This is a genomic window from Nocardiopsis dassonvillei (assembly GCF_964273065.1).
Lineage (GTDB): Bacteria > Actinomycetota > Actinomycetes > Streptosporangiales > Streptosporangiaceae > Nocardiopsis > Nocardiopsis dassonvillei_B.
This window is the reverse complement of the sequence record NZ_OZ186815.1, coordinates 304,376-330,808: the sequence shown is the minus strand read 5'-3', so window position 1 is coordinate 330,808 and position 26,433 is coordinate 304,376. Positions and strand designations below refer to the sequence as shown.

At 73.3% G+C, this 26,433-nt stretch carries 31 protein-coding genes; 12 read left to right on the top strand and 19 right to left on the bottom strand.

Annotated elements, in window-relative coordinates:
• Window positions 1-3: 3 nt before the first annotated feature.
• On the bottom strand, window positions 4-1,581 hold the full coding sequence (locus tag ACSUPR_RS01585; RefSeq protein WP_436888873.1) for an MFS transporter: 1,578 nt from the start codon (window positions 1,579-1,581) through the stop codon (window positions 4-6).
• Window positions 1,582-1,687: 106 nt separating this feature from the next.
• On the opposite strand from ACSUPR_RS01585, the gene ACSUPR_RS01580 reads away from it, so the two are divergent.
• On the top strand, window positions 1,688-2,254 hold the full coding sequence (locus tag ACSUPR_RS01580) for a helix-turn-helix domain-containing protein (protein WP_436888871.1): 567 nt from the start codon (window positions 1,688-1,690) through the stop codon (window positions 2,252-2,254).
• A gap of 294 nt (window positions 2,255-2,548) precedes the next feature.
• Here ACSUPR_RS01580 and ACSUPR_RS01575 read toward each other — a convergent pair whose 3' ends face one another.
• Together ACSUPR_RS01575 and ACSUPR_RS01570 are read right to left on the bottom strand one after the other, a co-directional pair.
• Window positions 2,549-3,172 carry a GyrI-like domain-containing protein gene (locus tag ACSUPR_RS01575; RefSeq protein WP_436888869.1) on the bottom strand — a complete coding sequence of 208 codons (624 nt, stop codon included), beginning with the start codon at window positions 3,170-3,172 and terminating at the stop codon, window positions 2,549-2,551.
• Window positions 3,162-3,686 (bottom strand): PadR family transcriptional regulator, encoded by a 525-nt coding sequence (locus ACSUPR_RS01570; RefSeq protein ID WP_436892197.1) that lies wholly within the window; start codon window positions 3,684-3,686, stop codon window positions 3,162-3,164. The genes ACSUPR_RS01575 and ACSUPR_RS01570 overlap by 11 nt, the downstream gene beginning before the upstream one ends.
• A 106-nt stretch (window positions 3,687-3,792) precedes the next feature.
• Here ACSUPR_RS01570 and ACSUPR_RS01565 point away from each other — a divergent pair, with 106 nt between their 5' ends.
• On the top strand, window positions 3,793-4,518 hold the full coding sequence (locus ACSUPR_RS01565; RefSeq protein WP_436888867.1) for a Mut7-C RNAse domain-containing protein: 726 nt from the start codon (window positions 3,793-3,795) through the stop codon (window positions 4,516-4,518).
• Window positions 4,519-5,724: 1,206 nt separating this feature from the next.
• Window positions 5,725-5,988, top strand: a complete 264-nt coding sequence (locus ACSUPR_RS01560; RefSeq protein WP_436888866.1) for a hypothetical protein — start codon at window positions 5,725-5,727, stop codon at window positions 5,986-5,988.
• A gap of 81 nt (window positions 5,989-6,069) precedes the next feature.
• Here ACSUPR_RS01560 and ACSUPR_RS01555 read toward each other — a convergent pair whose 3' ends face one another.
• Together ACSUPR_RS01555 and ACSUPR_RS01550 are read right to left on the bottom strand one after the other, a co-directional pair.
• Window positions 6,070-6,714 (bottom strand): hypothetical protein, encoded by a 645-nt coding sequence (locus tag ACSUPR_RS01555; protein ID WP_436888864.1) that lies wholly within the window; start codon window positions 6,712-6,714, stop codon window positions 6,070-6,072.
• The gene (locus tag ACSUPR_RS01550; RefSeq protein ID WP_436888862.1) at window positions 6,696-6,881 is read right to left on the bottom strand and encodes a hypothetical protein; all 186 of its coding nucleotides are present in this window, start codon (window positions 6,879-6,881) and stop codon (window positions 6,696-6,698) included. The genes ACSUPR_RS01555 and ACSUPR_RS01550 overlap by 19 nt, the downstream gene beginning before the upstream one ends.
• 238 nt (window positions 6,882-7,119) lie before the next feature.
• Here ACSUPR_RS01550 and ACSUPR_RS01545 point away from each other — a divergent pair, with 238 nt between their 5' ends.
• From ACSUPR_RS01545 to ACSUPR_RS01535, 3 genes are all read left to right on the top strand, one after another.
• Complete coding sequence (locus ACSUPR_RS01545; RefSeq protein WP_436888860.1) at window positions 7,120-7,764, top strand: TetR/AcrR family transcriptional regulator; 645 nt, start codon at window positions 7,120-7,122, stop codon at window positions 7,762-7,764.
• Window positions 7,765-7,871: 107 nt separating this feature from the next.
• Window positions 7,872-9,029 (top strand): alpha-hydroxy-acid oxidizing protein, encoded by a 1,158-nt coding sequence (locus ACSUPR_RS01540; RefSeq protein ID WP_436888858.1) that lies wholly within the window; start codon window positions 7,872-7,874, stop codon window positions 9,027-9,029.
• 70 nt (window positions 9,030-9,099) lie between these two features.
• Window positions 9,100-10,029, top strand: a complete 930-nt coding sequence (locus ACSUPR_RS01535; protein ID WP_436888857.1) for a ribonuclease Z — start codon at window positions 9,100-9,102, stop codon at window positions 10,027-10,029.
• 1 nt (window position 10,030) lies between these two features.
• Here the strand turns inward: ACSUPR_RS01535 and ACSUPR_RS01530 are convergent, their stop codons facing one another.
• From ACSUPR_RS01530 to ACSUPR_RS01515, 4 genes are all read right to left on the bottom strand, one after another.
• Complete coding sequence (locus ACSUPR_RS01530) at window positions 10,031-11,050, bottom strand: aminotransferase class V-fold PLP-dependent enzyme (protein WP_436888855.1); 1,020 nt, start codon at window positions 11,048-11,050, stop codon at window positions 10,031-10,033.
• Window positions 11,051-11,059: 9 nt separating this feature from the next.
• The gene (locus ACSUPR_RS01525; protein ID WP_436888853.1) at window positions 11,060-12,031 is read right to left on the bottom strand and encodes a phosphotransferase family protein; all 972 of its coding nucleotides are present in this window, start codon (window positions 12,029-12,031) and stop codon (window positions 11,060-11,062) included.
• A 138-nt stretch (window positions 12,032-12,169) separates the two neighbouring features.
• Window positions 12,170-13,081, bottom strand: coding sequence for a DMT family transporter (locus ACSUPR_RS01520; protein ID WP_436888851.1), 912 nt, complete (start codon window positions 13,079-13,081; stop codon window positions 12,170-12,172).
• Window positions 13,082-13,090: 9 nt separating this feature from the next.
• Window positions 13,091-13,795: an ArsR/SmtB family transcription factor gene (locus tag ACSUPR_RS01515; RefSeq protein WP_436888849.1), complete on the bottom strand. Its 705-nt coding sequence runs from the start codon at window positions 13,793-13,795 to the stop codon at window positions 13,091-13,093.
• A gap of 398 nt (window positions 13,796-14,193) precedes the next feature.
• Between ACSUPR_RS01515 and ACSUPR_RS01510 the strand changes: the two genes are divergently transcribed.
• Window positions 14,194-14,928 (top strand): class I SAM-dependent methyltransferase, encoded by a 735-nt coding sequence (locus ACSUPR_RS01510; protein WP_436888847.1) that lies wholly within the window; start codon window positions 14,194-14,196, stop codon window positions 14,926-14,928.
• Here the strand turns inward: ACSUPR_RS01510 and ACSUPR_RS01505 are convergent.
• The gene (locus ACSUPR_RS01505) at window positions 14,925-15,311 is read right to left on the bottom strand and encodes a pyridoxamine 5'-phosphate oxidase family protein (RefSeq protein WP_436888845.1); all 387 of its coding nucleotides are present in this window, start codon (window positions 15,309-15,311) and stop codon (window positions 14,925-14,927) included. The two genes, ACSUPR_RS01510 and ACSUPR_RS01505, sit on opposite strands and share 4 nt — an antisense overlap.
• 145 nt (window positions 15,312-15,456) lie before the next feature.
• Window positions 15,457-15,768: a hypothetical protein gene (locus ACSUPR_RS01500; protein ID WP_436888843.1), complete on the bottom strand. Its 312-nt coding sequence runs from the start codon at window positions 15,766-15,768 to the stop codon at window positions 15,457-15,459.
• 120 nt (window positions 15,769-15,888) lie between these two features.
• On the opposite strand from ACSUPR_RS01500, the gene pip reads away from it, so the two are divergent.
• Window positions 15,889-16,818, top strand: a complete 930-nt coding sequence (gene pip, locus ACSUPR_RS01495) for a prolyl aminopeptidase (protein ID WP_436888841.1) — start codon at window positions 15,889-15,891, stop codon at window positions 16,816-16,818.
• Window positions 16,819-16,845: 27 nt separating this feature from the next.
• Here pip and ACSUPR_RS01490 read toward each other — a convergent pair whose 3' ends face one another.
• On the bottom strand, window positions 16,846-17,499 hold the full coding sequence (locus ACSUPR_RS01490) for a response regulator (protein ID WP_436888839.1): 654 nt from the start codon (window positions 17,497-17,499) through the stop codon (window positions 16,846-16,848).
• The gene (locus ACSUPR_RS01485) at window positions 17,499-18,698 is read right to left on the bottom strand and encodes a sensor histidine kinase (RefSeq protein ID WP_436888837.1); all 1,200 of its coding nucleotides are present in this window, start codon (window positions 18,696-18,698) and stop codon (window positions 17,499-17,501) included. The genes ACSUPR_RS01490 and ACSUPR_RS01485 overlap by 1 nt, the downstream gene beginning before the upstream one ends.
• Before the next feature lie 135 nt (window positions 18,699-18,833).
• Here ACSUPR_RS01485 and ACSUPR_RS01480 point away from each other — a divergent pair, with 135 nt between their 5' ends.
• Window positions 18,834-19,148 carry an SHOCT domain-containing protein gene (locus tag ACSUPR_RS01480; RefSeq protein WP_436888836.1) on the top strand — a complete coding sequence of 105 codons (315 nt, stop codon included), beginning with the start codon at window positions 18,834-18,836 and terminating at the stop codon, window positions 19,146-19,148.
• 113 nt (window positions 19,149-19,261) lie between these two features.
• Window positions 19,262-20,236, top strand: a complete 975-nt coding sequence (locus tag ACSUPR_RS01475; RefSeq protein ID WP_436888834.1) for an adenosine deaminase — start codon at window positions 19,262-19,264, stop codon at window positions 20,234-20,236.
• A 51-nt stretch (window positions 20,237-20,287) separates the two neighbouring features.
• Here ACSUPR_RS01475 and ACSUPR_RS01470 read toward each other — a convergent pair whose 3' ends face one another.
• The 3 genes from ACSUPR_RS01470 to ACSUPR_RS01460 form a co-directional block, all read right to left on the bottom strand.
• Window positions 20,288-21,259: a DUF2332 family protein gene (locus ACSUPR_RS01470; RefSeq protein ID WP_436888832.1), complete on the bottom strand. Its 972-nt coding sequence runs from the start codon at window positions 21,257-21,259 to the stop codon at window positions 20,288-20,290.
• Window positions 21,260-21,336: 77 nt separating this feature from the next.
• Complete coding sequence (locus ACSUPR_RS01465; RefSeq protein ID WP_436892196.1) at window positions 21,337-21,996, bottom strand: DJ-1/PfpI family protein; 660 nt, start codon at window positions 21,994-21,996, stop codon at window positions 21,337-21,339.
• 1 nt (window position 21,997) lies between these two features.
• The gene (locus ACSUPR_RS01460) at window positions 21,998-22,960 is read right to left on the bottom strand and encodes a GlxA family transcriptional regulator (RefSeq protein ID WP_436888828.1); all 963 of its coding nucleotides are present in this window, start codon (window positions 22,958-22,960) and stop codon (window positions 21,998-22,000) included.
• Window positions 22,961-23,137: 177 nt separating this feature from the next.
• On the opposite strand from ACSUPR_RS01460, the gene ACSUPR_RS01455 reads away from it, so the two are divergent.
• Both ACSUPR_RS01455 and soxR read left to right on the top strand, forming a co-directional pair.
• Complete coding sequence (locus ACSUPR_RS01455) at window positions 23,138-23,821, top strand: ABC transporter ATP-binding protein (RefSeq protein WP_436888826.1); 684 nt, start codon at window positions 23,138-23,140, stop codon at window positions 23,819-23,821.
• Window positions 23,822-23,831: 10 nt separating this feature from the next.
• Window positions 23,832-24,314, top strand: coding sequence for a redox-sensitive transcriptional activator SoxR (gene soxR / locus ACSUPR_RS01450; RefSeq protein ID WP_436888824.1), 483 nt, complete (start codon window positions 23,832-23,834; stop codon window positions 24,312-24,314).
• A 54-nt stretch (window positions 24,315-24,368) separates the two neighbouring features.
• On the opposite strand, the gene rnhA is transcribed toward soxR, so the two are convergent.
• The 3 genes from rnhA to ACSUPR_RS01435 all read right to left on the bottom strand — a co-directional run bounded on the left by rnhA (window position 24,369) and on the right by ACSUPR_RS01435 (window position 26,269).
• Window positions 24,369-24,824, bottom strand: a complete 456-nt coding sequence (gene rnhA / locus ACSUPR_RS01445) for a ribonuclease HI (RefSeq protein WP_436888822.1) — start codon at window positions 24,822-24,824, stop codon at window positions 24,369-24,371.
• 246 nt (window positions 24,825-25,070) lie between these two features.
• On the bottom strand, window positions 25,071-25,730 hold the full coding sequence (gene def / locus ACSUPR_RS01440; RefSeq protein WP_436888820.1) for a peptide deformylase: 660 nt from the start codon (window positions 25,728-25,730) through the stop codon (window positions 25,071-25,073).
• Window positions 25,731-25,825: 95 nt separating this feature from the next.
• On the bottom strand, window positions 25,826-26,269 hold the full coding sequence (locus ACSUPR_RS01435) for an SMI1/KNR4 family protein (RefSeq protein WP_436888818.1): 444 nt from the start codon (window positions 26,267-26,269) through the stop codon (window positions 25,826-25,828).
• Between the last annotated feature and the right edge of the window lie 164 nt (window positions 26,270-26,433).

Here is a 26,433-nt window from a genome sequence, read left to right as displayed (position 1 = left end):
GCCTCAGGGGGCGCCCGCCCCCACCCGCGGACCGTCGCCGGTCCGGGGCCCCTCGCCCGGTGCGCGTACCGGACCCCGCACCAGGACGACGACCGCCACGACCGCCATCACGGCGACCCCCGCCCACATCGCCTGCTGCCAGCCCTGCACGAAGGCCTCCCGGGCGGCCTCGACGAGCACCCCGCCCCGGGGACCGGCGGCGTCCGCCGCCGCCACCGCGTTGGCCACACCCTGACGGGCGGCCTCGGCCGCACCCGCGGGCACCCCGTCCAGCCCGCCCTGGACCGCCGCCCGGTACCCGGCCGACAGCAGCGCCCCCAGCAGGGCCACCCCCAGCGCGGTGCCGAACTCGCGGGTGACGTCGTTGAGCGCCGAGGCCACCCCCTGCCGCTCCCGCGGCAGGGAGTCGGTGATGGCCTGCGTGGACGGCGTCATGGACAGCCCCATCCCCGCCCCCATGGCCAGCATGCCGGGCAGGATGGAGGGGTAGCCGCCCTCCACAGAGACGATCCCCGCCATCAGGGCCAGACCCGCACCGGCCAGGAGCACGCCCGCCACCATGGTCGCGCGCGCACCGAACCGCTCCGCCACCCGGGGAGCCAGCCCCGAGGCCGCCATCATCAGCACCGCCATCGGCATCATCGCCAGCGTGGAGGCCAGCGCCGACCAGCCCAGCACGGCCTGCAGGAAGGGGAACAGGACCACGAACACACCCGCCTGCACCCCGAACACCACCAGCAGGGTCAGCGACCCGCTCGCCAGGCGGCGGTCGGCGAACAGCCGCACGTCCAGCAGCGCGGCGTCACCGCGCCTCCACTCCCAGACCGCGAACCCCGCGGCCGCGAAGGCGCCGACGACGAGGCCGGCCAGGGTCTGCGGCGCCCCCCAACCCAGGACCGGGCCCTCGTGCAACGCGAAGATGAAACCGACCACGGCCACCACCGAGGCCAGCGCCCCCACGGTGTCGAAACGGTGGGCGAAGTCCTGCCGGGAGTCGGGCACCGACCGCAGCGTCATCACCAGCGCCACCGCGACCAGGACCACGGGCAGCACGAACAGCCACCGCCAGCTCGCCGCGTCCACCAGGGCCGCGGACAGGAACATGCCCAGAATGCCGCCGCCCCCGGCCACCGCCGTCCAGACGCCGATCGCCCGGCCCCGCTCCCCGTCCGGGAACGTCGACGTGATGACCGCCAGGGTGACGGGCATGATCATCGCCCCGCCCACACCGGAGAGCAGGCGGGCGGCGATCATCACCTCGGCGCTGGGGGCCAGGCCCGCCACCGCACCGGCCGCGCCGAAGACCGCCAGCCCGGCCACCAGCATGGGCCTGCGCCCCACCCGGTCGCCGAGCGCGCCCAGCGGCAGCAGCAGCGCCGCCAGGGTCAGCGTGTAGACGTTGATCATCCACAGGACCGTGCCCTGGGAGACGCCGAACTCCACGGCCAGGTCCGGTTGGGCGACGTTGAGCCCGGACACCGACGCGATGACCGCCATCAGCGCGATGCACACGGCGGCCAGGACCGTGCGCAGCCGGCGCGCGTCGGGGGCCTGCGCCCGCGGGGAGGGATCGGTGTTCATGGGTTCCTCTCAGGAGGTGCGTACGTGACCGGGCGCGCGGACCCGTGGATCCGGCGCCGGGAACGACGCTAACCGCGCCTTGCCTCCCTGGCATAAGCTCTTGCCCATGACGCAAAACAATGAGGATCTCGACGGCCTGGTGCGCAAGAGGATCCGCGCCCTGCGCGTGGCCCAGGGCTGGTCACTGGAGGAACTGGCCGCCCGCGCCCACCTCAGCCAGTCCACCCTGAGCCGCATCGAGAACGGGCACCGCCGCCTGGCCCTGGACAGCCTGGTCGCCATCGCCCGCGCCCTGGACACCTCACTGGACCGGCTCGTGGAGAACGACACCGAGGACGTCATCACCAACCCGGTGATCGACGCCGCCCACGGGATCATGCGCTGGCCCATCAGGGCCGAGCCCGGCATGACGGTGGTGCGCCAGCGCATGACCGGACCCCCGCCCGACAACCCCGCGCGCATGCGCGCCCACCCGGGCCGCGAGTGGCTGGTCGTGCTCTCGGGCACGGCCGTGCTGCTGCTGGGAGACCGGCGCCTGCGGGTGGAGACCGACCAGGCGGCGGAGTTCCCGACGATGCTCCCGCACGCCATCGGCGCCCAGGGCGGCCCCTGCGAGATCCTGGGGATCTTCGACCGCGACGCCCGCCGCGGCCACCAGCGCACCGAGGACTGAGGGGCACCCGACGGATCGTTCCGCCCCGCGACCAGCCGGTCCGCCTCCCGCAGCGCCGACTCCGCCCGCCGCCCCGCGGGAGGCGGCGCGGAGGCCGCCCGTGCCACCCGGCGCGGGCACCGAAGCGGACCAAGGCGTCCGCCGGACAGGCCCCGGCCGCACCGACCATGGAGGTGGATGCCACCCACCCCGCACGGAACCCCGCCGCCCCCAAAGCCCGGTGGCGATCAGCCACACCCCGCCGCCGGGCGGAACACCGGGACCGCCGTCACCGACCCCGGAGACCGGCGCACCTCAGGCCCCGGCCGCCACCACGGGCTGGCGCAGCAGGGTGCGCAGCCTCTCCGGCGCGGCCCTGCGCAGGTCGCTCAGGTAGACCTCGTGGTGGCGGCCGCCCGGGCGCAGCCCCTGCTCGGGGATGAACCCGCGGTGCATGCGCTCCAGCAGCGGACCCTCCTCGTCGAAGGGGCCCACGTGCAGGGTCTGCACGCACCGGCCCTCGGCCAGGGCCTGCAGGCGCACGTCCCCCAGCCGCTCGGGCGGGTTCTTCGCCCCGGCCGCCTCGACGGCGGCGGCGAACATGTCCGCCCCGGTCCACTCCGGGACCATGATCATCAGGGTCCAGTCCCACCGGGACTTGTCGCGGGCGACGGTGAACACGTCCATGTCGTCGGACCACCACAGGCCCTCCAGGGGCATGACGACGTAGTCGCGGCCCAGCTCCCTCCTGCTCGCGAACTTGAGCCTGTAGGCCACCGGGTACAGCGCCCCGACGGCCGCGGCGAAAGCGGAACCGTTGGGGTCTCCGTGGCCGTCGATCATCAGGTACCGCAGTTCGGGGACGTCCAGGACCCGGAACCGGCCGCGCTCGGCGCGGTAGCAGTCCAAGGTCCTCTTGAAGTCGGCCTTATCCGTCATCGTGCACCCGGGCCCGCTCGGCGAGCCACGCCCTTTCCGCCTCCATGAGGCTCAACGAGTAGGAGAACACCTCGCGCGCCGCCCGCGGCAGCGGCCCCTGGGCTCCCTCGGCCACCCGGACGGCGGCGATGCTCTCCTCCACCGCGGCCAGCCGCTCGCCCAGCGCCTGCGCGTACTCCGCCGGGGTGAGCAGGTCCAGGTTGGCGATGCCCACCAGCAGCGGGCGGGCACCGGGCGCGGGGTCGCGCAGGAGGGCGAGCACACCCTCCCGGGCGGCACGCCGCCCGGCGTCGGTGGCGTGGAAGACCCGCCGGGACGTGGCCGCCGCCGGGGCCCGGGGCACGTGCACCAGGCCCCGCCTCTCCAGCTTGCCCAGCAGGTAGTAGATCGAGGAGAACCCGATGTCGGCCCAGCGGCGGATCCCGCGCCGGTCGATGACCTGCTCCAGGTCGTATCCGTGCCGGGGCCGCTCGACGACCAGGCCCAGGACGGTCAGCTCCGCGGGTGTCAGCATCGTCTCCACACCAACATCCTAGTACTGGAATACCGGGGTGCGGACACCGCCCGCCCCCGCCGGAAAAGGAAAGGTGGCCCGGCCCGCGCGGTGGCATACTCAGCCGATGGAACCCACCCTGGAACTGCGCTTCGCGCCCGAACTCCGGTTCTTCCTGGCCCCGCGCCACCGTGGCGGAACCCTGCACACGGGCGCCGACTCCACCTCCACCCTGGCCCACCTGGTCCAGTCGCACGGCGTGCCCATGACCGAGGTCGGCACCCTGCTCCTGGACGGGCGGCCCGCCGGGCCCGGCACCATCCCCGCCCCCGGACAGGTCGTCGACGTCGCCCCCGTGGCCCTGCCCCAGGCCGTCCCCTTCCCCTTGCGCTTCCTGCTGGACGTGCACCTGGGCACGCTGGCCCGGCGCCTGCGCCTGCTGGGCCTGGACACCGCCTACGACAACGACCGCGACGACCCCTCGCTGTTCCGGCAGGCCAACGCCGAGGCACGGGTCCTGCTCACCCGCGACCGCGGCCTGCTCAGCCGGTCCGGGCTGCGGGCGGGCGCCCACGTCCGCCAGACCCGCCCCGACGACCAGCTGCGCGAGGTCCTGGACCGGTTCGCCCCGGACCTGGACCCCTGGACGCGCTGCCCGGCCTGCAACGGCGTACTGGTGCACGCCGACAAGCAGCAGGTGACCGGCGACCTGGAGGCGGGCACCCGTGCCGCCCACGACGCGTTCGCCCGCTGCCCGGGCTGCGAGCGGGTGTACTGGCCGGGGGCCCACCACTCCCACCTGGCCGAGATCGTGCGCCGGGCCCAGGAGAGGGTCGCCGCCCACCGCGCCTGAGCCTCCCCACCGTCCGGGGCCGCGCACCCCCCTGCGCTCCGGAGGGCCCGGAGTGTGAGGAACACCGGAGCGGGATCGTGCGCTGAGCGCTCTTCACGCAGGCCGACGGGGCGTGGCCTTCCCGCCGTGACGGCACCGCAGCCCGGTGCCGCCCCGGACGGGCCCCCCGCACCCAGGGGGCGACTCACCGTGGTCATCTGCGTTAGCACCGGGAGGGTCCCGCGGGAACGGTCCACCGGACCGGCAGCGGGGGCCGCCGTGCCCGCCCCCGGCGAGGCACCCAGACGTTCCCTGGCCGGGCTCCGACCTGATCGGGCTCCGGCTCTCCGGGGTCCGTCCGCTCCAGGACCCCGGGCCTGCCTCGGGGCCGTTGGGCAGGAGGCCGGACGCCCTCATGCCCGTGGCCACCACGGCCCCCGGCCGGGCCCGGGTGCTCAGGGGAGGACCATCCTGGGCGCAGCCCCTGGGGGCAGGGTTGTGGCCTCTCGGTCCCGGTGGGCGCACGGCCAGCAGTGCGAGCCGTTGGGCGGTCGGCGTGGTTCCGCCGGCCCCGCCGCCCACCAGGGCGAACGCTCAGCGCACGATCCCATTCTGTTGTTCCTCGCGCCCCGGCCTCCCTCCGCGCAATAACGTTTCGTTGAAAACGTTAGCAATAAAACGTATTGGATTGCGTTGGCTCCCCACGCCGCCGGGAACCCCGGAATCCTGACTCACGATAAGTGGGCCTTATAATGATGTACATCTTGTACTGCTACAAAGGTGGGACAGAACCCCCGGATAACGTTGGCGCCCCCGCCCGGCAGACGCTGCACGGGCACGAGAACGCGATGGGTACAGCCCCCGCTGAACCGAGGGGTGGACAGCGTGAAACCCTGACAGAGCGCCCGCACACCCGCCACGCCAACCCGCGCCACCCGCACCGGCGCCGCCAACCTCGTCCAGTGCGTCGGAGCGACGATGTGCAGCATGGACATCAGGGCGCACAGGCCCCTGAAGCCGAGCGCGCGGCCCCCTCGACACCGGCCACCGGAACACGGGTGTCCCCTGCGCGCCTCGTCATGCGGCCATCACGGCCCTGCCCGGCGCGATCTCCGTCGGCGGGCTCGCGCTCGGTGCCGGGCTTGTCCGGCACCGGCTCGGTCTCCGCCCATCCCGAACGGCTCCGCGGGCCTGTCCGAACGCCGGAAGATCGGCCATCCTCTTACCATGTTCTCCCTGTCGGACACCCCTCCGCTTTTCCATCTGCTCTTCCTGCTGTTCATGGGGATCCCGTGCGGCGGCACCCTGCTGTGGGTGAGCATGCAGCCCCCGCCGGGCGGCTCCCTGTGGTTCGTGCCGTTCGCCGTGGTGTTCCTGGCCCACCTGCTGGGGGTGCCCCGCGCCGTGGGCCGGATCCGCGATGAGGGCCTGCTCGGCATGAAGCAGTGGCGCCACGATCGCCGGAACCCCTCACCGGACGCGGACCGCTAACGGGACCGTCCGGAGCGTGCGGCGGGCAGGCCGCCCGTGGGCCTGGGCGCGGTCCGCCGGCTCCCCGGCCGGGCGCCGGCCTCAGTCGAGGTGGAACATCTCCAGCGGACGCCGGTGCAGGGCGATCCTGCCGTCATCGAGGCGGTACACCGACCCCTTCCAGACGAGCGTGTACCCGTCGTCTCCGTCGTGGAACTCGACCGCCTCCTCGTAGGTGGCGGGCATGCGCTCCGGCATGCGCCAGTCGAAGTGCTCGGAGTTCAGACGGATCGACCGGGTATGGCGGGGTTCTCGGTTCACGTCGCGGACGAGCTCCTCCACGCTCATGATCTCCGCGAAGGGCTCGGCCTCGGCGAAGTGCCAGAAGAAGGGGTCCTCGGGCAACCGGCCCTCAAAGCCCTTGAGGGAGGAGATCGGCACGGACAGGACCGGTGCCGCGCGCAGCCACCGCCGAAAGCGCTCCACCGCGGCGGCGGTGTCCCTTTGATGCCTCGCCTCGCGCGCGGCCCGGGCCTCGGCGTTGCGGCCGCGGCAGCCGTCACAGAGATAGCGGGCATGGGCCCTCGCATATCCCCTGAACGTGGGGGGTGCGTCGATGTAGAGCACCTGGAGTTCGGGACGGCGCCGGCCGTGCCGAGGGCCGGACCGGGTCGCCAGCCGTATCCGGCACACCTCGCACCAGCGCAGGTAACGGCGGCCCACAGCGCTCAGCGCCCGATGGGCCACGCGCTGCGACCACCGGCCCCCGCGTACTCGGTGAGCATGGAGACGATCCCCGCGACCCGGTCGGCCTGGCCGGCGAAGTGCGAGGCGAGCAGCTGGACCTGCCCACCGGTGAGGTCGGAGGCTTCGCCGGCCACGGGGCACTCCTGTTCGTCGCTGGAACCGTGCACGAGGGGTCCCCCTTCTCCAGGGGCGCCGGGCGCGCCCACCGGGAAACGGCCTACCCGCGCCGGCGGCGGGCAGACCGACATGGCCGGGACGGGTCATTGTCCCTTTCAGTCTCACCTGGTCCGGCCCCGTCACGGAGTCGACCCCTGAGACCCCCGGCCCACCGCCCCGCACACGAGGGGGCACCTCATCTCCCGCTCGACCGCGACGGCACCCCCACCGGACCGCTACCGTGAGCCCATGACACGACCCCGGGTGGAACTGGTGCGCCCCTGGCGGGGCATGACCCCCCGCGAACGCCAGCAGGAGCGGCGCCGCCGCCTGCTGGACGCCGCCCTGGAGGAATTCGGCACCGCCGGGTTCCGCGCCACCACCGTCGGCGCGATCTGCGCCCGGGCCCGCCTCACCAACCGCTACTTCTACGAGCACTTCGCCGACCGCGAAGCCGCCCTGCGCGCCCTGTACGACGAACTCCTGGGCCGGGCCCTGCACCTGATGACCACCGCCCTGGACTCCCACCCCGCCTTCGAGGAGCAGGTCACCGCAGCGGTGGGCGCCTACCTGGACTTCGCCATGGCCGACCCGCGCCGCCCCCGCGTCATCTCCGTGGAGAGCGTCGGCGTCAGCCCGGCCATGGAGGAGCACCGCCGCACCGCCCGCCACACCATCGCCGGCCTGGTCGACGCCGCCTACCGGCGCGGCGTCCACACCGGCCACCTGGTGGACCGGCCCTTCGACAAACAGGCCCTGGCCCTGGTGGGCGCCGCCAACGAACTGGTCATCGACTGGGTACTGGGGGAGCGCACGGCCACCGCCGAACAGGTGGGCGCCGACATCGCCCAGGTGTACCTGCCGCTGCTGCGCTCACGCCGCACCACCCCCTGACCGCCCCTCCCCGCCCCCGCCGGGCCCCGCCCCGCCCCACTCTTGACACACCGACATGTCAACTTGCAGGCTGTGAACCACACCACAACCCCCACGCGAGGACCCCCATGAACCCCCGCTACGGCGACTACCAGCTCGAGATCTACCTCAACGGCCTCACCGGCGTCGTCCCCGACCACCCCATGACCTTCACCGACCTCGCCGAACGCGCCCGCCACGCCCTGCCCCCCGCCATCTGGTCCTACGTCGCCGGCGGCGCCGGAGACGAACACACCCAGGAAGCCAACGCCCGCGCCTTCACCGACTGGGGCCTGTACCCCCGCATGTTCGTCGGCGCCGCCCAACGCGACCTGTCGGTGGACCTGTGCGGCATCCCCCTGCCCTCACCCCTGCTCATGGCCCCCGTCGGCGTCATCGGCCTGTGCTCCCAGGACCGCCACGGCGACATCGCCACCGCCCGGGCCGCCGCCACCACCGGCGTCCCCATGATCGCCTCCACCCTCACCCAGGACCCCATGGAGGACATCACCCCCCACCTGGGCGACACCCCCGGCCTCTTCCAGCTCTACACCCCCACCGACCGCGACCTCGCCGCCAGCCTCGTCCACCGCGCCGAACAGGCCGGATTCAAAGCCATCGTCGTCACCCTGGACACCTGGATCACCGGATGGCGCCCCCGCGACCTGGCCACCGCCAACTTCCCCCAACTGCGCGGCCACTGCCTGGCCAACTACACCTCCGACCCCGTCTTCCAAAAAATCGTCGGCCCCGACCCCACCCCCGACCACATCGTCGCCACCTGGGCCGGACTCTTCGGCCACCCCCTCACCTGGGACGACCTGCCCTGGCTGCGCTCCCTCACCGACCTGCCCCTCATCGTCAAGGGCATCTGCCACCCCGACGACGCCCGCCGCGCCACCGACGCCGGCGTCGACGCCCTGTACTGCTCCAACCACGGCGGCCGCCAGGCCAACGGCGGCCTCCCCGCCCTGCACTGCCTGCCCGAGGTGGCCGCCGCCACCGACCTGCCCGTCATCTTCGACTCCGGGATCCGCTCGGGCACCGACATCGTCAAAGCCCTCGCCCTGGGCGCCACCGCCGTCGCCGTCGGCCGCCCCTACGCCTACGCCCTGGCCGCAGGCGGCGTCCCCGGCCTCGTCCACACCCTGCGCGCCCTCCTGGCCGAAGCCGACCTGCTCATGGCCGTCAACGGCTACCCCACCCCCGCCGACCTCACCCCCGACGCCCTCCGACACCTGCGCTGACCCCCACCCGCACCGCCCCGGCGGGGAGACCATGCCGCCCCCGCCGGGCCCCCATGGCAGGATGCACCCCATGTCGGCACGCGAACTCATCGTCCTGGGCACCTCCAGCGCGGTCCCCACCCCACGGCGCAACCACAACGGCTACTTCCTGCGCTGGGGACCCCACGGCATCCTCTTCGACCCCGGAGAAGGAACCCAGCGCCAGATGCGCGCCGCCGGACTGTCCGCCACCGACATCACCCGCATCTGCATCACCCACTTCCACGGCGACCACAGCCTGGGCCTGCCCGGCATCATCCAGCGCATCTCCCGCGACAAGGTCCCCCACCCCGTCCCCGTCACCCACCCCGCCCAGGGCGCCGACCACTTCGACAGGCTGCGCCACGCCACCGCCTTCCACGACACCGCCCGCATCGTGCCCCAACCGGTGTCCGGCGACGGCGCCTGCCCCCTGGGCGAGGACGACCTGCACATCACCGCCCTGCCCCTGCGCCACTCCATCCCCTGCTACGGGTACCGCATCGCCGAACCCGACGGGTGGCGGATGCTCCCCGACCGGCTCGCCGCCCACGGCATCACCGGCCCCCTCATCGGACGGCTCCAACGCCACGGGCACATCACCGCACCCGACGGCCACCGGGTCGAACTCGCCGACTGCGCCGAACCCCGCCCAGGACAGGTCATGGCGTTCGTCATGGACACCGCCCCCTGCGAGACGGCCCTCGAACTCGCCCGGGACGCCGACCTGCTCGTCATCGAGTCCACCTACCTGGACACCGAAGAACACCTGGCCGCACCCTACGGACACCTCACCGCCCGCCAGGCCGGACGCATCGCCGCCCGAGCCCGCGCACGCTCGGTCGTCCTCACCCACATCTCCGAACGCTACGACGCCGACCAGGACCCGCTCTTCACCGCCCAGGCCGCCCAGGAGTACGACGGCCCCCTCACCCTGGCCCACGACCTGGACCGCATCCCGGTACCCGCCCGCGCACGCTGACTCAGCCCACCAGCACCCGCGCGGCCCGGTCCGCGTCCTCCCCCGTGTTGTACAGGTGGAACGCCAACCGGGTCCGGCCCCCGCGCACACTGGTGGCGATCCCCTCCGCCGCCAACCGCTCATGGGCGCCCGGCACGTCCACCGACACGATCGCCGAACCACCCGGCCCCCACCCCAACCGGGCCCGCACCCGGTCGGCCAACCCCACATCATGGGCGTACACCTTCTCCACCCCCACCCCCAGCAGCACGTCCAAAGACGCCACCGCCGCCGTGTGCGCCACCCAGTTGGGGGAGGTGTCGAACCGGCGCGCCCCCGGCGCGGGCACGAACCGGTCGGCGAACATCGCCGCCGGATCGGCCGCCGCCGCGGGCCCCGCACCCGGAGTGCACAACCCCTCCTGCAACCCCGGCGCCACATACGCGTACGCCAGACCCCGCGGAGTCATCAACCACTTGTAGGTCGCACCCACCAGCACGTCGAACACCGAAGCATCCAGCGGCAGCCACCCCGCCGCCTGGGTGGCGTCCCCCACCACCAGCGCCCCGGCGTCCCGGGCCGCCCCGACGACGTCGGCGACCGGCGCCACCACCCCGCTGTCGGCCCGCACCACACTGAACGCCACCGCATCGCACCCCCGCCCGACCGCGTCGGCCAACCGCTCCAGCGGCGCGGTGCGCACCCGCACCCCCCGCGCCTGGAACGGGAACAGCACGGACGCGAACTCCCCCTCGGGCACCAGCACCGTCGCCGACCGCGGCAGGGACGCCGCCACCGTGCCCAGCAGCTGGGAGGTGGCCGCACCCAGGGCGACGTCGCGGGCGGGCACCCCCAGCAGCGCCCCCAGCCGCTCACGCGCCCCCCGCGTGGCGGCCCCCCAGTCCGCCGGGTCGGCGGACGCCGCCGCCCAGGAGTCCAGGTATCCGGCCAGGGCCGCGCGGGTGGTCGCGGGCGGAACACCGTACTGGGCGGTGTTGAGCCAGACGGTGTCGGTCTTCCACAGGTGACGCAGATCGTGCATCCCCCCGTCCTACCACCCGGCCCCGCGCCCGCCCGCGGCCAGGGCCCTGCCCAGGGCGCGCTCGGCGATCGCCGCCATCACCTCCCGGTCCGGCGCCGCCGCACCGCGCAGATACCGCAGCGGCCCGGCCACCAGCGACAGGTCCAGAGCCAGCGTGTACAGGCCCATCCGGGCCGGATCCAGCGGACGCGTGGCCAAACGGCGGTGGTCGGACGAACGCAACCGCAGGAAAGCGTGCTCCCACTCGTGGTCGAAGAACATCGCCCCCTCGATATCGATGAACGCACCCCGCCCCTCGGCGGTGACCAGCACGTGGTCGGGGCCCAACTCCCCGTGGATCAGCGAGTGCCCGCCCCCGCGCGGCTCGACCCGCGCCGCCCGCACCCGCAACTCCTCCTCCAGCACCGGGCGGGCCGCCGCCACCCGCCCCTCCAGCCCCGCCGCCTCCTCCAGATCGGCCAGGGCCCGCCCCAGGACCACCTCCTGGCAGGACGCCCCGGCAGGGGGAACCCCGCCCTCCACGTGGGCGACCTTCCCGAACCCGGGACGGGTGACCGCGTGCAGGGCCCCCAGCGAGGCCCCCAGGTCCTCCAGCACCGGCTCCGCCCGCCCCGGACCGGAGGCCAACACCTCCTCCAGGGTCGGCCCGGCGTCCTCCACCACCGCCAGCACCCCCGGCCCGCTCTCGTCCAGGGCGTACAGCGCGGGCACCCGCACCCCCGCCCCGGTGAACGCGGCGTGCGCGGCACAGAACAACTCCGGCCCCGAGGCGTGGGAGAACGGGTCCCCCGGATCCGGCGGCGCCTGCCCGGCGGCCCAGCGGTCGTGGTCGGGGTGCCACCGGTAGGCGACCACGCTCGAACCGTCGGCCAGGACCACCCGCCACACCCCCTTCTTGGTGCCGCCGCGCAACTCCCGCACGGCGCGGGCGGGCCGGGGATCGCCCAGCAGGGCGGGAACGGTACTCAGCAGGGACCGCAACGAAGGCACCTCTTCCTGTGGTGGGGAAGGCACATCCTCCCACCCGTCACCGACCCCGCCCGCGCACCGGGGGCCGCAGGACACGACACGGCCCGACCGCCCCCCAAGGGCCGGCCGGGCCGCACCTGCCGGCACGGGTCAGCGCACCGCGGGGACCGGCCCGCCCACCGCAGGACGCGGCCGCGGCTCCCGCCGCGACAACGCCACACCCACCAGGCACAGCACCCCGCCCGCCAGACCGCCCGCCGTGGGCACCTCACCCAGCAGCACCCACGACAACCCCACCACCAGCGCCGGAACCAGATACGTCGTCGCACCCAACCGCGACGCGCTCATGTGCGACAGGGCGAACCCCCACAGGGTGAACGCCACCGCCGTCGGGAACACCCCCAGGTACACCACGTTCGCACTCGCCCACCACGGCGCCGCCGCGGCCTCGGCCACCAGCACCGGAGCGAAGGGCAGGCACGCCACCGCACCCACGATGCACCCCCACCCCGACACCTGCAACGGGCTCGCGTGCGCCAACGCGGGCTTTTGCGACACCACACCCACCGCGTAGGTCACCGCCGCCACCAGGCACAGCACCACACCCACCCACGTCACATGCCCGGGCCCGGCCATCGTCGCCCCCACCACCGCCGCACCCGCGAACGCCACCAGGCCCCCGGCCACCAGCCACCCGGTCAACCGCTCACCCAGCCACACCACACCCAACAACGCGATCAGCACCGGACCGATGTTCACCAGCAGCGCCGCCGTCCCCGCGTCGACCTCCCGCTCACCCCAGTTCAGCGCCACCATGTACACCCCGAACCACAACAGCCCCGAGCACACGATGCCCGGCCACGCAGCCCGGGCCGGCCACCCCGACCGGGTGGCCACCAGCAGCACCCCCAACACCAGCGCACCGGCCAGCAACCGCCCCAGCGCCAGCGCACCCGGCGAGTAGAACTCACCCGCCACGCGGATGGACACGAACGCCGACGCCCACAACAGGACCGTCACACCGGCCGCGACCACGGCCAGAACAGGAGTACGAGAAGTCATGCCAGGACCCTAGACCCCCGACGCTTCGCCACCCACCGAAACATCCCCGAGCACCGCCCCCAACGCCTCCCGGCCCCGCGGCGTCAGGCGCACCGCCCGCGAGGACCCCACCCGCTCACACCACCCCCGGTCCAGGACGTGCGCGCACAGCACCGCACCCGCCACCCCCGCCAGATGGCTGCGCCGCTCCGTCCAGTCCAAACACGCACGCGCCAACGGCCGCCGCCCCCGCTCCGGCAACGGGGCGCCCAGCTCCGCGAACCACTCCCGCCCCGCCCCCGTCACCCCCAGATCCCCGGTCAGCAGCCCCCGCCCCACCATCGCCTCGGCCACCCCGCACCCCAGGGCACCCGCCAGGTGGTCGTAACACGTCCGCCCCCGGGCCAGCGCCCCCCGGGCCCGGTGGGCGCGCAGCGTCGGCGCCACCCGCACCCCCGGCGCCGCCCGGGCCGCCAGCGCCTCCACCACGGCGGTGATCTCACCGTCGGCCAGGGCCACGTACCGGTGACGCCCCTGCCGGCGCTCGACCAGAACCCCGCCCGCCACCATCCGCCCCAGGTGCGCGCTCATGGTCGAGGCCCCCACCCCGGTGTGCCGGCACAGCTCCGACGCCGTCCAGGCCCGCCCGTCCGCCAACGCCAGACACACCCCGGCCCGCGTCGCATCGGCCAACAGCGCCGCCAACGCGGCCATCTTCTGCGCATGAGAGGACATACCCCCCAGCATCCCACCACCACGGTTCGCCCACCGGCGAACCGTCACCGCAGCAGCGAACGCCCCGCCGACCCCGACCACAGCACCCCCACCGACCCGGCCCGCCCCGGCACCGCACGCCCCCCGGGACGCCCCGCACCGCCGCCATGTGCCGCAGGTACGCGGCCTCGTCCGCATACGACACCACCGCCACGACCACACGAACCGGCCCGGACCGTCCAGGCCCCGGAAGCGCCCCGGCACCGCCACCCCACCACCCGGGGACGCACCACGGGAAAGGACACCGCGACCCCTGTCCGCCACCACGGTCCCGGGGCCGCCACGAACCAGCCCACCCCAGGAGGGAACACTGCCGAAAACCCGATGCGCAACCGCCCCCGCCCCGGCATACTCCGCCCATGCGCAACCCCTACGACGACCCCGCCGTCGCCGCCCTCTACGACCTCCTCAACCCCTGGGCGCCCTGCGACGACTTCTACCTCGACCTCGTCATGGACGCCCCCGCCGCCCTGGACGTGGGCTGCGGCACCGGCCTGATCCTGCGCACCGCCCGCACCCGCGGCCACACCGGCCGCCTCGTCGGCCTGGACCCCGCCCACGCGATGCTGGAGGTCGCCCGCTCCCACACCCGCGACGTCGACTGGATCCACGGCGACCTGACCACCCACACCTGGGACGGCGGATTCGACCTGGTCACCATGACCGGCCACGCCTTCCAGGAACTCCTCACCGACACCGACATCGTCGCCGCGCTCACCGCCATGCGCACCGCACTCCACCCCGGCGGACTCGTGGCCTTCGAGACCCGCAACATCCACACCCGCCCCTGGGAGCGGTGGACACCCGACCACCCCTGGTCCGTGACCCTGCCCGACGGCCGCACCGTCACCGACACCCACGACGCCCGCCCCATCACACCCCAGGGCCTGGTGACGTTCACCTCCACCACCACCGGCCCCGACCGGGACGAGCCCCTGTCCACGGTCAGCACCCTGCGGTTCCTCACCACCGACCACCTGGACACCCTGCTGGCCGCCGCGGGCCTCACCGCGGTCCAACGCCACGGCTCCTGGGACCGCACCCCCGTGACACCCACATCACCGGAGGTCATCACCCTGGCCCGCCCCTCCTAGTCCGGGCGCACGTTCCCCAACACCCGCTCCACCGAGATCTCGATGACCACCCGGTTCGGGTTCGGCCGCGGCTCCCGGTACCGCAACGCGTACCGGCGCACCGCCTCGGCCACCCGCTCCGGGTCCCGCGACACGGTCGCCGGGCCCTCCACCGAGCACCAGCGCCGCCCCTCCACCTGCGACACCGACACCCGCACCCCCGGATGCGCCGCCAGGTTGCGGGCCTTGAAACTGCCCCCGTCACAGATCACCCGCACCACCCCCAGACCGGCGTCGTAGGTGGCACCCACCGGCACCTGGTGGATCGACCCGTCCGGACGCGGCGACGCCAGCGTGCACAACCGGTACTCACCCCAGAACTCCACGAACCCGCTCTCACCCACACCGGCCCCCCCTTCTCAGCTCGGGAACCAGCCTCCCACGCCCCCACCCCGGCCCTCCTGCGGGGCCACCCGACCACCGGACACCCCGCCCCCACGGCCCGCACCCGCACAGCCCCCGCCCCGCCCCGGCACCAGGGGCCACCCCTCACCCCAGAGCACCCGCAGCCGCCCGGTGCCGAAGACGGATCCGCACCGCCCGCTGCGCAGCCGGATCCAGCACCGACACCACCGACGCCACCTCCGCGACCTGCACCAGAGCACCCACCGCCCCCTCCACCCCCGCCACGGCCACCACCAACCGGGCCAGAGCGGCCGCATCCACGAACTCCTCCACCGGAGTACCCGCCAACACACGCACCAGCGCCCGCTCCACCGCCACCGGATCCACCTCACCGGCCTCGGCCAACGCCCGCACCACCTCACCCAGCGTCCGCGCCCGCCCCACCGCACCGCCCATCGCCGCCACTCCCCTCCCGGACCGCCCCGCACCCGGGACGGTGAAACGGACCCTACGCCCGCCCCCACTCCTCTCGAACGCCGCTAGACTCCTGCGTTCCCCACCACAGAGGAGACCCCCATGACCACCCCCCGCACCCGAGGCCACCTGCCCACAACCGACGGCAACACCCTGTACTGGGAAGAACACGGCAACCCCCACGGCCACCCCTGCCTGGTCCTGCACGGCGGCCCCGGCTCGAGCGCCCACCCCGGATACGCGGACTTCTTCGACCCCGCCCGGCACCGCATCGTCCTGTTCGACCAGCGCGGCGCAGGCCGCTCCACCCCCGACGCCGGCCTCGCCTCCACGGACCTGTCCACCAACACCACCGCCCACCTCATCGACGACATCGAGGCCCTGCGCACCGCCCGCGGCATCGACTCCTGGCTGGTCCTGGGCACCTCCTGGGGCTCCACCCTGGGCCTGGCCTACGCCCAGACCCACCCCACCCGGGTGCGGGCCCTGGTACTGGCCGCGGTCACCACCACCTCACCCGCCGAGGTGCACTGGCTGACCCACTCCATGGGGCGCGTCTTCCCCGAACAGTGGCAGGCCTTCCGCGACGCCGCCGGACCCGGCGCCGACCCCCACCGCCTGCCCGCCGCCTACGCCCGCCTGCTCGCCGACCCCGACCCGGCCGTGCGCGAGGCCGCGGCACGGGCCTGGTGCCGGTGGGAGGACACCCACATGGCCACCACCCCCGACGCCACCCCGTTCCTGTCCACCCGCCCCCTGGACTTCCAGCTCCGCTTCGCCCGCCTGGTCACCCACTACTGGTCCCACCACGCCTTCCTCCCCGAACACCACCTGAGGCGGAACATGGACCGCATCGCCCACCTGCCCGGCGCCCTCGTCCACGGCCGCCTCGACATCAGCGGCCCCGCCGACACCGCCTGGCACCTGGCCCAACAGTGGCCCGCCGCCACCCTGCACATCATCGAAGGCGCCGGACACACCAAAGGCCTGCACACGACCGCCACAGCGGCCATCGACCGCCTCACCCGCTGACCGCACCCGGCCACCGCACGACCCCGCTCACCGCACCAACCCCGCCCGGAACGCGAACACCACCAGCTGCGCCCGGTCCCGCGCCCCCAGCTTCACCATCGCCCGCGACACATGGGTGCGCGCCGTCGCGGGGGAGACCACCAACCGCTCCCCGATCTCCTCATTGGACAGCCCCTCACCCACCAGACCCACCACCTCCCGCTCCCGCTCGGTCAGCACCCCCACATCCACCACCGGCCCCACCGCCGGCCGCGACGACGTGAACGCCGCCACCACCCGCCGCGTCACCGACGGCGACAGCAACGCCTCACCCCGCGCCGCCACCCGGACCGCCCCCAACAGCTCACCCGGGTCGGCGTCCTTGACCACGAACCCCGACGCCCCCGCCCGCAACGCCTCGAACACGTACTCGTCCAACTCGAACGTCGTCAGCACCACCACCCGCACCCCCGACAACCCCTCGTCCGCACTGATCTCCCGCAACGCGGCCAGCCCGTCCATCACCGGCATCCGCACATCCATCAGCACCACATCGGGCACCACCTCCCGCACCACCTCCAGCGCCCGCACCCCGTCGGCGGCCTCACCCACCAGCTCCAGATCGTCCTCGGCGTCCAGGAGCACCCCCAACCCCATGCGCACCAACGCCTGGTCATCGGCCACCACCACCCGCACCACCATCACACGCCCCCTTCCACCGGCACCCGCACCCGCACCACGAACCCGCCCCCGACCCCGGGCCCGGCCTCCAACACCCCGCCCACACCCCGCGCCCGCTCACGCATCCCCGCGATCCCCGCACCCTCCACCCACCCCGCACCCGCACCCGCACCGGTGTCGGCCACCACAAGCCGCACCCACCCCGCCTCGAAGGCCACCTCCACCCGCGCCGCCGCCCCCGCCCCCGCATGGCGCAGCACATTCGTCAACGCCTCCTGGACGATCCGCAGCAACGCGTGATCCACCGCCCCCGGCAACACCACCGCCCCACCCGACCGCTCCACCTCCACCGGCAGCCCCGCACGCCCCATCTCCTCCACCACACCCTCCAACCGGCCCAGCCCCGCCACCGGCTCCAACGCCGCACCCTCCTCACCCCGGAACACCGCCAACGTCCGCCGCAACTCCTCCAGCGCCGACCGGCTGCTGTCACGGATCGCCGCCAACGCCACCGCCGCCTGCTCCGGACGCCGATCCACCACGTGCAGCGCCACCCCCGCCTGCATACTGATCACCGACAGGCTGTGCCCCACCAGATCGTGCACCTCCCGGGCGATCCGCAACCGCTCCTCGTACCGGTGCCGGGCCACCTCCGCCTCGCGCTCACGCGCCCGCCCCTGCCGACGCGCCCGCACGAACACCCCCGCACCCGCCCAGGGCGCCATCACCCCCACCGCCACCGCCGGAGCCGCCCACAACGACCCGTCCACCAACCCCCACCACGGCTCGCCCGCCCGGGAGAGCACCCCCACCCCCAGAACCGGGGGCAGCGCCCAGACCAGGAACCGGACCGGCTCCATCCGGATCGCGGCGGAGAACACCACCAGGGCGCCCATCACCACCACGACCGGGTTCACCACCCCACCACCGACCAGAACCGCACCCGCCCCGGCCCCGGCCGCCACCAGAGCCGCAGGCGGGCACACCCGCCGCACCGCCACCGCCACCACCAGCAGGACGACCCCGGCCCACACCCCCCACCCCAGGGCCACCTGACCCCAGTCCGGCGGCGGCCCACCCGCCCACGGCGGCCCCGACCCCTCCCGACCCGACCGGGCGGCGTGCCCGAACGCCAACTGGCCGCGCACCGCCACCACCGCCACCGCGCCCAGCACCACACCCAGCCCGGCGTCGACCGCGACCGTCCGCACACTCCTCATGCCACCGACCCTAGGCTCCCCGCCCCCGCCCCGCATCGCCCCCACGGCGCAGCCCCGCCTACGCACACCGACGTACACCCCAAGCCGCCCCCCGGGCGATGCCCGCGACCACCCGCCCCGCCCACAGTGGGACCCATGAACACCACGACCGCCGTCATCACCGACCTGGCCGGCCACCCCCCGTGGGGGGACGGACCGCCGCCCTTCGCACCCCTGGGAGCACTCATGTTCTGCCTGCTGCTGCTCATCGCCGCCGCCACCGCGTTCGTCCTCATCCGCCGCCGCGGCGGCCCCGCGCCCTGGGCAGCCCACCGCCCGGCCCCGCCCGAACACGAGGCCCGCCGCACCCTCGCCGACCGCTTCGCCCGCGGCGACATCACCGTCGAGGAGTTCATGGAACGCGCCAGCGCCCTGAACTGGACCCCAGGACACGACGACACCAAGAAGTAGCCGCCCAGCCCACGGCGCCCGCGACCGGCCAGGTCACGGGCGCCCCACCGTGTGCCCACCCCGACACCCCGAACCGGACGGACCACCACCACCGGTGAGCCACCATGGTCTGCATGCCTCTACCCAAAGCCGAACTCCACCTGCACATCGAAGGCACCCTCGAACCCGAACTCGCCTTCGCCCTCGCCCACCGCAACCGCATCACCCTGCCCTACGCCACCGTCGACGAACTCCGAGCCGCCTACCGGTTCACCGACCTGCAGTCCTTCCTGGACCTGTACTACGCCCTCATGGACGTCCTGCGCACCGAGGCCGACTTCACCGACCTCACCCGCGCCTACCTCGCCCGCGCCGCCGCCCAGGGCGTCCGCCACGCCGAGATCTTCTTCGACCCCCAGGCCCACACCGCCCGCGGCGTCGACCTGGACACCGTCATCGCCGGCATCACCGCCGCCCTGGACACCGCCCAGACCGACCACGGCATGAGCACCCACCTCATCCTGTGCTTCCTGCGCGACCGCCCCGCCGCCGAAGCCATGGACACCCTGAACGCCGCCCGCCCCCACCTGGACCGCATCATCGGCGTCGGCCTGGACTCCGCCGAGGTCGGCCACCCCCCGAACGACTTCGCCCAGGTGTTCGCCGCCGCCCGCGACCTGGGACTGCGCCTGGTCGCCCACGCCGGCGAGGAGGGCCCGCCCGACTACATCCGCCAGGCCCTGGACCTGGGGGTGGAACGCATCGACCACGGCATCCGCGCCCTGGAGGACCCCGACCTGCTCGCCCGCCTGGCCGCCACCCGCACCCCCCTCACGGTGTGCCCGATGTCCAACGTGCGCCTGCGCGCCGTGGACACCATGGCCGCCCACCCCCTGCCCGCCCTCATGGACGCCGGGCTGCTGGTCACCGTCAACTCCGACGACCCCGCCTACTTCGGCGGCTACGTCGACGACAACTACCGGGCCCTGGCCGAGCACCTGCACCTGGACGAGGAGCGGCTGCGCACCCTGGCCCGCAACTCCTTCGAGGCGTCGTTCCTGCCCGCCGACCGCAAGAAGGAGCTCATCGCCCTCCTCGACGCCCACTGACACACCGCGAAAGAGGGGGGCCGCCCACCCGCGATCCCCCTCCCCGCCCCCTCAGGCCCAGGCGAGGTGGTGGCCGTGCTCCCCGGCCCAGGCCACCACCCGCTCGTCGACCGCGATTGTCATGTGCGTGGGCTCGGGCGGCCGCGCACCCTCCAGCCAGGGCAGCACCCGCCACCCCTCGTAGGACACCCAGTGGCCGGGCAGCCCCCGCACCAGCTCCGCGAAACGCTCCCGCTCAGCCAGGGGCAGGTAGGTGAGCACCGCCCCGTGGAACACCACCGGCGTCACCCCCGCGGGCACCCGGGAGACCAGGTCGGCGACACCCTCCACCAGATCCCCCGCCACGATCGGCGCACCCCCGGCCGCGGCCACCACCGACGCGGCCGCCCGCAACCGCTCCCGCCGCTCCCTCTCATGGACCCCGGGCCAGATGAGGGACTCCAACCACCGCACGTCCCCCGCGTCGGCGGCGTCCAACGGGTTCAGGTCCACCCCCGCCCGCCAGGCCACCTCCACCCCCCGCGGGACCGGAACGCCCCCCGAGGTCGAGCACTCCAGCACCACCGCGGAACCGGCCGCACCCACCGGGGCCGCACCGTCATAGGAGTAGGCGTACAGGTCCGGGTACAGGCACAGCCCCGCCGAGGACCCCACCTCCACCAACCCCAGCGGCCCCTCCAGGGCGGCCAGCACCGGCAGCAGGGCGGCGCAGCGGCGCACCTCGTTGGTCTGGGTCATCCGCTCCAGCACCACCCCGCGCACCGGCTCCCAGTGCTCCACCAGCCACGAACGGAACGCCGCCCACCCCTCCACGGGGCCGCCCAGGAACCGCACCGCCCCCAGCAGCAGGTTGGGCTGGCGCTTGTTGCCCTCCGGCAGGGTCAGCACCAGCCCCACCAGCTCCTCGTCCCCCGCCAGCGCCCGGACGATCCGCGCATAGGAGTGCGCACCCCCGGCCTCGTAGTGCTCCGCGAAACGGCGGTACCACGACCGCACACGCTCGGCCTCGTCCCACTGGTCCACACCGGCCTCATCTCGTCAGGGGGAAAGGGGTGACCACCCCATACCCATGACAGCCGTGTCGGCCACCATGACCCCCCTCACGCCCACCCCGGCCGATCCTGCTCCCACAACAGGAACCGCCGGCTCTCCCGCGCCAACCCCACCACCTCCGCAGGCGCCCTCTCCGGCGACCCCGCACCGAACGGCGGCGCCGGATCGTACTCCAACGCCAACTGCACCATCTGCGCCCCGAACTCCCCCACCAGCTCACCCGCCAGCGCCAACCCCATATCGATCCCCGCACTCACCCCCGCCGCCGTCACGTACTTGCCGTCGAACACCACCCGCTCCCCCACCGCATGCTCCACACCCCAACGCTCCAACTCATCCCCCGCCAACCAGTGCGTGGCCGCCCGCCGCCCCGCCAGCACCCCCGACGCCGCCAGGATCAGCGACCCCGTGCACACCGACGCCGTCCACCGGCTCCCCGCGTCCACAGCGCCGATCCACTCCACCAGCGCCCCCTCCATCTGGTGCGCCTGCCCCGGACCGCCCGGCACCACCACCACATCGGCGGTGTCCACCTCACCCAGCTCCGCCTGCACCACCAGCCCCGCACCCCCGCCCGAAGCCCGCACCGGCCCCCGGCGCTCACCCACGAACACCGTCTCCACCCCCGGCAACGACCCCAGCACCTCATAGGGACCGATCGCATCCAACGCCGTCACACCCTCGAACAACACGACCGCCAACCGCACCTCAACCACCCTCCACTCCGTGGAACCTGCTCCGATACCCCGCCGGAGAACACCCCAGCGACCTGACGAACACCCGCCGCATCACCTCCGCCGACGCGAAACCGCACCGCCGCGCCACCGCCTCCACCCCCAGCTCCGAATCCTCCAACCACCGCCGCGCCGCCTCCACCCGCACCCGCTCCACGTACCGGCCCGGCGTACACCCCACCTCCGCGGCGAACACCCGCGAGAACTGACGCACCGACAACCCCACCCGCCCCGCCAGCGCCTCCACCGACAGATCCGCCCCCGGATGCTCCACCACCCAGTGCTGCACCTCCCGCACCGCCGGACGCTGCGCCCACTGCGCCGCCAACGGCGCCGAGAACTGCGCCTGCCCGCCCGGACGCCGCAGGAACACCACCAGGTGCCGCGCCACCGCCAACGCCACCCGCCGCCCCAGGTCCTCCTCCACCAGCGCCAACGACAGGTCCACCCCCGCACTCACCCCCGCCGACGTCACCACCCGCCCCTGCCGCACGAAGATCGGATCCGGATCCACCTCCACCCCCGGGAACCGGCGCGCCAACTCCGCGCAGTACGCCCAGTGCGTCGTGACCCGCAACCCCTCCAGCACCCCCGCCCGACCCAGCAGGAACGCCCCCGTGCACACCGACGCCACCCGCCCCGCCCGCCCGCACGCCCGCGACAACCACTCCACCAACCGCGGATCCACCTCCTCCCGCGCACCCTCGCCCCCCGCCACCACCAGGGTGTCCACCCGACCCACCTCCTCCAACGCCACCGACGGCACCAACCCCAACCCGCTGGAGCAGACCACCGCACCCCCGCCCAACGACCCCACCCGCACCCGGTAACGCGCACCCGGCGCCCGCGCCGCCCCCGCGAACACCTCCAACGGCCCCGTCACATCCAGGCTCTGCACCCCGTCGAAGGCCACGATCACGACCTCGTGCTCTCCCATGCCCCCACCCCACCACCGCCCACCCACGGCCACAAGGTCGCACATCCCACGAAAAAGGACACCCCCCGACGGGAGTGCCCCCACCCCGAGAGGAAAGACACGAACAGACAACGAGAACTCTCACGCGCCCCCGACGATCACACCCCCCTGACACCCCACCACCACGAACGGACACCCGTGAGGCTCACCGACCGCGACCGGCTGCACCGCAGCCCCGCCACCACCCCGCCCCGCCCGCGCCCCCTCGTGGAGTTCCACGACGTGTCCCACACCCCCCTGCTCACCCACCTGGACCTGACCGTCCACCCCGGCGAACACGTCGCCCTCATCGGCCTGCCCACCGACCACACCACCACCCTCACCGACCTCATCACCGGACACACCACACCCGCCCACGGCCGCATCACCACCCACACCACCCCCCACATCCACACCGCAACCCCCACCACCACCCTCGCCCGCACCATCACCGGCCACCCCCGCCCCGACCCCGACGACCCCCACCTGCACACCGCCCTGACCGACACCGGCCTACCCGCCACCCCCACCACACCCCTGGCCGACCTCCCCCACCACCTCACCCCCCGCCTGCACCCCGCCCGCACCCGCTACGCCCACCTCACCGACGCCCACCTGCTCGTCCTCACCCACCCCGCACCCGGCGAACACCTCACCCCCACCCCCACCACCGGCCTGCTCCAACTCACCGACCGCCCCACCCACACCCACACCGCCGACCGCATCCTCCTGCTCCACCGCGGCCGCGTCACCGAAACCGGCACCCACCACCAACTCCTCGTCCGCGGCGGCGCCTACGCCCGCCTCTACGCCCTGCGCGGCACCCACCGCACCCACCCCTAAAATGGGCACCGTGCCGCCCATCGCCAAGGAACTCACCGTGGGGCAGGTGTCCGAACGCTCCGGCGTCGCCATCTCCGCCCTGCACTTCTACGAACGCCAGGGACTCATCCACAGCCGCCGCACCGCCGGCAACCAACGCCGCTACCGCCGCGACACCCTGCGCCGCGTCTCCTTCATCCGCGTCTCCCAACGCGTGGGCATCCCCCTGGCCCGCATCCGCCAGGCCCTGGACCAGCTCCCCGACAACCGCACCCCCACCCGCACCGACTGGGCCCGCGTCTCCGAACAGTGGCGCGACGAACTCGACACCCGCATCGCCCAGCTCGTCCGCCTGCGCGACGACCTCACCGGCTGCATCGGCTGCGGCTGCCTGTCCCTGGAATCGTGCGTCCTGACCAACCCCGACGACGCCCTGGCCGCCGACGGCTCCGGCCCCCGCCGCCTCCTCGTCGCCGAGGACCCCGAGAACACCGAACACGACCGCACCGCCTGAGCACACGCAAAAAAAGGGGGGCGCCCCACCGGGACGCCCCCCACCCGCACCGCCTCAGCGCAGGGCCGCAGCCTCGTCGCGCCCGCGCCGGGCCAGCTCGTCGGCGCGCTCGTTGCCCACATCACCGCTGTGCCCGCGCACCCACCGCCACTCCACGTCGTGGGCCGAGGCCGCCTCCTCCAGCCGCTGCCACAGGTCCACGTTCTTGACCGGCTTCTTGTCGGCGGTACGCCACCCCCGCCGCTTCCACCCCGCCACCCACGACGTGATCCCGTTGCGCACATAAGACGAATCGGTGTACAGCACCACCGGCACCGGCTTGGTCAGGCTCTCCAAAGCCCGGATGGCCGCCATCAGCTCCATCCGGTTGTTGGTGGTCTGCTCCTCGCCGCCGTAGATCTCCTTCTCGTGCGCGCCGTAGCTCAGCCACACACCCCACCCGCCGGGACCGGGATTGCCGCTGCACGCCCCGTCGGTGTACACGATCACTTTCTGTTCCCCGTCGTTCATGCCGGGCAATCTACCGCCCCGGAAGATCACAAAAAGGCCACACGCCCTCCAAAGAGAGCCACTCACAGGGCCAAAAACCCCAATGGACCCCCAAGGCACCCCCGATCGGCCCCGAAAACCCACCAAAGGCACCCCCGTCCACCCCCGACCAGACCCCACGGCACCAGAACCGGAACAACCCACACAAAGCACAAAAAAAGGGGCGGAGGACCCCCAGGTCCCCCGCCCCGCACAACCCCCGCAGGACTAGCCGGCGAACTCCCGCTCCAGCTCGGCCGCCCGCACCTCACGACGCGCGAACACATCGTTGGCCATCTCGTTCATCTTCTTCAACACCCGCTTGCGCTCACGCGCCGACAACCGGTCGATGTACAACCGCCCCAACGTGTGATCGGTCTCATGCTGCAGACACCGGGCGAAATACCCGCTCCCGCTCAACACCACCGGCTCACCGTCACGGTCCACCCCGCGCACCGTCGCATGCTCCACCCGCCCCAGCTCCGCATGCGGACCCGGCACCGACAGGCACCCCTCGTTCTCCACCACCAGCGCATCATCCGCATCACGCTCATCCAACACAGGATTCACCACATGACCCACATGACGCACACCATCATCATCCGGGCAGTCGAAAACGAACACCCGAAGATCCACACCCACCTGGCACGCAGCCAACCCCACACCCTCGGCCGCGTACATCGTCACGAACATGTCGTCGACCAACCGGTGCAGCTCCGCACCACCCAGCATCTCCGCCGGCACATCACGGTTACGACGGTGCAGCACATCCTCACCCGTCACCGTGATCCGCCGCACCGACCCCCGCGCCGCCTCAGGCGCCCACTCCGGGAAGTCGGCCACCTCACGGCCCTGAACAACGGCCGCCACCTGCGACTCATCCGGCATAGGGGTCCCACTCTCACAACGCGATCACCGGCGGCGCACACCGCCGCACCACCCCGCAAAATAGCACGGAACACCAGGTGAACGACCACACACCGTCAACGGAACCACGCATTGCCCTGCAACAGGCACCGCGCCAGATAATCCCGCAACGACACCACCACCAACCGGCGCCGATCCGTCTCATGGTCCCACACCACGATCCCCGGCCCGTAGTCCGTGTGCACATACGCGAACTGCGGACCCATGTCCGAATCCCCGAAGAAGATCATCTCGTCGAACGGCGCGTACAACTCCACATAATCCGGCTCCTCCCGCATCGCCAGATTGTCCTCGACCAACCGCTGCGCACTCCACACCACCGCATCCCCGTACTCGTTCACCACCCCATCGGTCTCCCGCAGCAACGACGCCAACTCGAACGGCAACGGCAGCATCAAACGCTTCTCTACCTCGGCCAACGCCGCCTCATCGGCCGGATCACGCAGATCGGCCTCCGGATACAACTCCAAAATCAGTTCACGCCACACACCCCCGATCATCACAGGTCATGCCAACCCACGGGAAATCGTCGACGGCGAGTTGCGCCAAAAACCCGCACCCGCCCAGCCCGCAACCCCCGCACACCACCCCGAACCACCCCACCCCCGACACCCCCGCACGCAGGGGAGCCACCACCACCGACCACACCACCCCCGAACCGCGA